Here is a 6,252-nt window from a genome sequence, read left to right as displayed (position 1 = left end):
TGTTACTATTGGATATGGACGGCTGCCGAAAGATCTTCCGGCTACCCTTACAACTTTGCCTAGCGAGGCCTTGCAGATGGGGTGTGAAGAAGTCGGAGACCTATTCAGGTGTCCAAGGCTCAACCGTTCCGGTGATGCGGGCGCGGCGGCCAACTCTGGGGCGCTGCAACTCGGCCCAAGCAGCCCTGCGACCGCCCTCGTCCTTCATCGCCCAGCCGAGAAGGACGCCGGTGATCCGCTTGCCCGTCTTCTGAGGATGAACACTGACGGAGAATTCCGCCAAGGCGTTGACCTCAACAAGAGCCGGGCTGATCGCGAACTTGTTCAAGTTGCCATAACCCTCCAGCTTGCCGCCTTCCACACCCAGGAGTTCGCGAAAGTCGCTGAGGTCCAGCAGCTCCGTCATCATATGGCGTAAGCGCACCCGTCGCGACACCGCCTCATAGAGCGCCAAGGCGTACTTCGACGTGAAGTTGCGCATCACCTCGATCTCCAGCTTTGCAAAGACCGTGCTGTCGCGCAGAAGGACCGCCAGTTCCGGCGGCATCGAATACCGAAGTGTCCCCCGCGTCCGGTCAGGATCCGATATGTCGTTCCAGCCCAGGAGCTGAACACGCTCGGTGCGGCCGTTGCCGCGCCGGATCGTCACCACCGTTCGCATCAGCGCCTCGATGCTTTGGATCAGCCTGTCGTTGCTGTCATGGCCATCCTTGAGATCCGAGAGAGCAATCTCGAACCGGCGGTTTTCCGTCGCAAGATCTGGTCCGAAAGCGTGGTGCAGGAGGATGTTGTAGAGGCGCCTATCATGGAGGGTCAGTCTGGCCGCACCCCTGAACTCGATGAGCTCAACAGGCTTCACCATCTCGCCCATGCCGGGCCTCACGTCGAGTGTTCGAGTAGTTTTGGGGCTGGTCGTCATGGCCGAACCTTCCGGGTAGTTACCTTAGCCACCGTAACTACTCGAACGGAGCCCGCAACAATCCTTTGCTTGTGGATAAGTGGCAATCCGTCGCGGGGATCGGCCCCAAAACTACTCCATTTCGGCCCAATCCCTACTCGGAAACGGCCCCAAAACTACTCCAAACCAGCCCCAAACCTACTTTTTGCGGCATTTTTATATTATTATACAATGCCTTACCGGCTCTGAAGTAAGAAGAAAAAGAAGAATAAAGAAGAGAAGAACGAACCGACGGAGGTCAAAAGGCGCGAAAGAGCCATCCGCAGATGCGAGAGAATCCCCGGAGCCGATAGGACAACTTCCTGACAATCAGCTGCGAAGGACCACCATAGACGGATCGAGCAAAACCTTGGTGGGGTGCCCCAAGAGATCAAGCAGAACATGTAGACGCCGATCCGCATCGATCTTGTCGATTGATGTTACAAAATTTGCGAAAGGGCCGCTGATGATCTTGATCTTGTCACCGACCGAGAGCTCTTCCCGTACCGGATGAAGAACGCCATCGACGTCACACCGCGCCATCAGACCGGCCACGATTTCGGCCGGAACAACGGCTGGACCTTGCTCGCCAAATCCGATGATGCGCGACACACCCTGTGCCGTCCGCACCGGCTGCCAGAGCGGTCGGGCCGGATCGATGCCCACGAAGAGATAGCCAGGAAAGACCGGCCTCAGCTCCTTGAGGATCCGTCCCCGCCAGCGACGCTCGGCGTGCAGTTGCGGCAGGAAGACCTCACAGGCAAGTCGGGAAAGACATCTGCGGGCTATGTGATGCTGGTTCGGCTTGCAGAGCACCAGGTGCCACCGCATCGTCACAAAATCTTCGTTCTTTACCAAACGCATCGGCATCCCATCCCACCGTTCACTTCTGAACACGTGTAGACGCCCTTCGCAAGTTTTCTCTGGCAAAAATACAATCAGCGGGATGATCAAAGCGAGAAGTACTCGCCTTTCGTGGCGGCTTTGGCTATGAGAGCGATGGTGAAGCATCGCCACGCAAAAGGCTGTGCCTTCACATATGCTTACCGGCTTCGCGTCATGCGAATGGCCGTGCGTAAGCATAACCAGCAACAAGGTAGACGCAGGTGAAATCCGTATTTATGTCTTTGTTTTTGTTACTTGATCGATCCGCGACAGCACGTCGTATCCAGGCGATCCAAAGAGGCGTTCTGGATCCAGAGACTCTGACGAACCTGCTTTCTACCCTTGTTCATGAGAGGGGCTCCGTCCCGGGGATCCGAGGCTCTTCGCAAGGTCATCATGACCCGCGGTGTGCATGCCACCATAGGACCATCGCGCAGCGCGCCGCCGCGGGTTCGCCCGGAGCTTGTTGAGGCGATCAGGTCGAGATGCGATGAAGACAGCGTGTTCCAGTTCGGCAGCGTCCGCGCAGATGATGCGTCATATTTCCTTTCAGATACAGATGACATGAATGAGGAAGAGCGTGGTTTTCTTCTTTTGCGGCACCTTTGATCGAAGAATGCGCGCTTGCCTAGTAGCATGAATCGGGCACTTCAAGAGGATGTGCATTTCCGTCTGCTCCGGCTGCTGGAACAACGACCAGAGATCAGCCAGCGTGAGCTGGCTGAGGAAGTCGGGGTTGCATTGGGCAAGGTCAACTATGTCCTGAATGCTCTTACCAAGAAGGGCCTCGTGAAGATTCGGAATTTCCGGAATTCGGAAAAAAAGCTTCGGTATGCATATATCCTAACGCCAGCAGGACTGAGTGCGAAAGCGGATCTGACAGCCGGGTTCCTGAATCGGAAGATCGCCGAATATGAAGCCCTGAGGGCAGAGATTGAGAGCTTGCAGGGTGAAACGGGTTGGAGAGCAGATACGGCCATCTCTCCGACTCAGGTAGCGCTAAAAAGCGAAGCAAGCACTCGCCGCGTATGATGTCATGAACATAATCATCTCTGTAAACTCTGCCTGGAATGTCTGGAACTTCCGTAAACCTCTTGTCGAGGCGTTGATCGCGGACGGCCACTCAGTGACGGTTCTTGCTCCGGAAGATGACGCCGTCGCGAAGCTGCAGTCCATTGGATGTCAGATCCGCCGCCTGGAAATGAACGTAAAAGGCCTTAATCCGGCACAGGATCTCCACCTCATCTTTCGAATGAGGCGCGCCCTGCGCGAGTTGTGGCCAGACATTGTTCTGAGCTTCACCATCAAGAACAATATCTTCGGCGCTTTCGCCGCGAAATCAGCCGGCATCCCTTTTGTGCCTAATGTAACAGGTCTTGGGACAGCGTTTCTTTCAGGTGGTGTGCTGGAGCGTGTGGCAGTGGCGCTCTACAAGGCTGCGTTCCGCAACCTCCCAATCGTCTTCTTCCAGAACGCGGACGATCGTGACCTCTTCCTCCAATTCGGTATCGTCACGGAGAGCAGAGCGCGCCTGCTGCCGGGATCGGGGATCGATCTAGATCGCTTTCCCCCGGCAGCCTACCCGGTAACAGACGAGGGCCCCGTCTTCTTGATGATTGCGCGGCTTCTGCGCGACAAGGGCGTTCTCGAATATGTCGAGGCGGCCCGGCGCGTCAAATCCGTCCATCCTCAGGTCCGCTTCCAGCTCCTAGGGGCCGCCGGCGCTCAAAACCGTTCTGCCATAGACCGCGACACCGTCCGGCAGTGGGAAGAGGAGGGTGTTATCGAGTATCTCGGGACGGTCGACGATGTGCGTCCCGTGATCGAGGCAGCGCATTGCGTCGTCTTGCCCTCCTATCGCGAGGGAGCCCCCAGGACGCTGATCGAGGCCGCCGCCATGGCCCGCCCCCTTATCACGACCGACGTTCCAGGCTGTCGGGCGGTCGTGGAAGACGGAAGAACTGGCTTCCTATGTGAAGTCCGTAGTGCAGACAGTCTCGTCGCCACCTGTGAGAAATTCCTTCGCCTTGGATTTGCAGAGCGTGCTGCTATGGGACGTGCTGGGCGCGCGAAGATGGAAAACGAATATGACCAGAGGATCGTTGTCGGAGCCTACCGGTCCGCCATCCAGAGCCTGGCCTCGAACTGTGCATAGCTGCATGACAACGACCTTCTTCAAACTGGATGCCATCGAATGAAACGTGTTCTTGTAACCGGAACCGCCGGATTTATCGGCTTCCACCTTGCCCGACTGCTCCTCGACGAGGGGTTCGTGGTGCATGGCTATGATGGGATGACCGACTATTACGACGTTCGCCTCAAGCAGCGCCGCCATGCAATGCTCTTCCAGAAACCCGGCTTCACCGCGACCGAGGGTATGCTGGAGGATCAGCAGCTGTTCGACCGGGTAGCGGACGATTTCCGGCCCGACGTGATCGTCCACCTCGCGGCCCAGGCTGGCGTCCGTTACAGCTTGGAAAATCCGAGGGCCTATCTGGATGCTAACGTAATCGGCACCTTCAATGTTATGGAGGCGGCCCGGCGCCTCGAGGTAAAGCACCTCCTCATGGCCTCCACGTCTTCCGTCTACGGCGCGAACGATGAGATGCCGTTCACTGAGATCGAAAAAGCCGACACGCAGCTGACCATCTACGCCGCGACGAAGAAGGCGACGGAAAGCATGGGGCACGCTTATGCCCACCTGTGGAACTTGCCCACGACAATGTTCCGCTTCTTCACCGTCTACGGAACTTGGGGACGCCCGGACCTGGCGCTCTACAAGTTCGTCGATGCCATTCTCGATGATCGCCCGATCGACATCTACAACCACGGCGACATGTATCGCGATTTTACCTACGTCGATGACCTCGTCCGCGCCATCAGACTTCTGATCGACACCGCCCCGGTCCGCCCTGCCTCGAAAGACGACATAGCTCCCGGCGACAATCTTTCGCCGGTGGCGCCTTACCGTATCGTCAACATCGGCAATTCTGACAAGGTGAAGCTACTCGACTTCATTGACGCCATCGAGGACTGCCTCGGCAAGAAGGCCATACGCAACTACATGCCGATGCAGATGGGCGACGTGCCTGCAACTTGGGCAGATGCAAATCTACTTCAAAGCCTCACTGGCTACCGCCCGCAGACGGACTTCCGCGATGGCATTGCCCGCTTTGTCGAGTGGTTCCGGGAATATTACCAGAAATGAGCATGGATACGATGACCTCTGAGCAAAATATCAAGACCCTTGCCATCATCGGGCTTGGCTATGTCGGTCTACCTCTGGCCGTGGAATTCGCCAAGATCCGCCCCGTGATCGGCTTCGATATCAACAAGGACCGGATCGCGAAACTCGAAGCCGGGCATGATCAGACCCGCGAGATCACCCCGGAGGAGCTTGGCGAGGCCGCGCATCTTCGCTTCACAAGCGATGCGACAGATCTGTCCGCGGCTCAGATATACATCGTGACGGTGCCGACGCCGATCAATGCGCACAAGCAGCCCGACCTGACGCCATTGATCAAGGCGTCTGAAACGGTCGGTCGGGTTTTGAAGGCTGGTGACATTGTTGTCTACGAGAGCACGGTCTACCCTGGTGCGACGGAAGAAGACTGCGTTCCTGTGCTAGAGCGTGTTTCGGGCTTGAAGTTCAACGTCGACTTCTTCTGCGGCTACAGCCCGGAACGGATCAACCCCGGCGACAAGGCGCACCGCCTGACCACGATCCGCAAAGTCACCTCGGGCTCCACTCCTGAGGTCGCTGAGACAGTGGACCAGCTCTACGCCTCGATCATCACGGCCGGCACCTACAAGGCCGAAAGCATCCGGGTCGCTGAGGCCGCCAAAGTCATCGAGAACACCCAGCGGGATTTGAACATCGCACTGGTGAACGAGCTCGCCGTCATCTTCAACCGGATGGGGCTGGATACCGACGCCGTGTTGAGGGCCGCGGGAACGAAGTGGAACTTCCTGCCCTTCCGGCCCGGACTGGTCGGGGGCCACTGCATAGGCGTCGATCCCTACTACCTGACCCACAAGGCGGAAGAACTAGGCTATCACCCCCAGGTCATTCTCGCAGGCCGACGGATCAATGACGGGATGGGGGCCTATGTCGCTGGCCAGCTAGTCAAGGCGATGCTGCGCAAGCGTATCCAAGTTAACGGCGCCAAGGTTCTCATATTGGGGCTGACCTTCAAGGAGAACTGCCCTGATCTGCGCAATACCAAGGTGACGGATGTGGTCAGGGAACTGGCAGACTACGGCGTCTCTGTCGATGTGTGCGATCCTTGGGCCGATCCTGCCGAGGCACAGGCGGAATACGGCATCGGCCTTGTTCAGGAGCCGGAGCTCGCCGCCTATCAGGGTATCATCCTCGCTGTGGCACATGACATGTTCCGCGAGCGTGACGCGGACGATCTGCGTCGCCACGG

At 57.7% G+C, this 6,252-nt stretch carries 6 protein-coding genes; 4 read left to right on the top strand and 2 right to left on the bottom strand.

Annotated features, from left to right (window positions below):
• Positions 1-100 precede the first annotated feature (100 nt).
• Both C5F48_RS21310 and nusG read right to left on the bottom strand, forming a co-directional pair.
• Positions 101-919, bottom strand: coding sequence for a replication initiation protein (locus tag C5F48_RS21310; RefSeq protein ID WP_107665775.1), 819 nt, complete (start codon positions 917-919; stop codon positions 101-103).
• 348 nt (positions 920-1,267) lie between these two features.
• A complete protein-coding gene (nusG, locus tag C5F48_RS21305) occupies positions 1,268-1,807 on the bottom strand; it encodes a transcription termination/antitermination protein NusG (RefSeq protein ID WP_170139744.1) in 540 nt (179 codons plus the stop codon).
• 651 nt (positions 1,808-2,458) lie between these two features.
• Between nusG and C5F48_RS21300 the strand changes: the two genes are divergently transcribed.
• From C5F48_RS21300 to tviB, 4 genes are all read left to right on the top strand, one after another.
• The gene (locus C5F48_RS21300) at positions 2,459-2,854 is read left to right on the top strand and encodes a MarR family EPS-associated transcriptional regulator (protein ID WP_107665773.1); all 396 of its coding nucleotides are present in this window, start codon (positions 2,459-2,461) and stop codon (positions 2,852-2,854) included.
• A 4-nt stretch (positions 2,855-2,858) separates the two neighbouring features.
• Complete coding sequence (locus C5F48_RS21295) at positions 2,859-3,977, top strand: glycosyltransferase family 4 protein (RefSeq protein ID WP_107665772.1); 1,119 nt, start codon at positions 2,859-2,861, stop codon at positions 3,975-3,977.
• Positions 3,978-4,016: 39 nt separating this feature from the next.
• On the top strand, positions 4,017-5,030 hold the full coding sequence (locus C5F48_RS21290; RefSeq protein ID WP_107665771.1) for an NAD-dependent epimerase/dehydratase family protein: 1,014 nt from the start codon (positions 4,017-4,019) through the stop codon (positions 5,028-5,030).
• A gap of 11 nt (positions 5,031-5,041) precedes the next feature.
• A partial coding sequence (gene tviB, locus C5F48_RS21285; protein ID WP_107665776.1) for a Vi polysaccharide biosynthesis UDP-N-acetylglucosamine C-6 dehydrogenase TviB occupies positions 5,042-6,252 on the top strand: 1,211 nt, incomplete at its 3' end.

This window comes from Cereibacter changlensis JA139 (assembly GCF_003034985.1).
Classification (GTDB): Bacteria; Pseudomonadota; Alphaproteobacteria; order Rhodobacterales; family Rhodobacteraceae; genus Cereibacter; species Cereibacter changlensis.
This window is presented reverse-complemented; position numbering and strand designations above follow the sequence as displayed.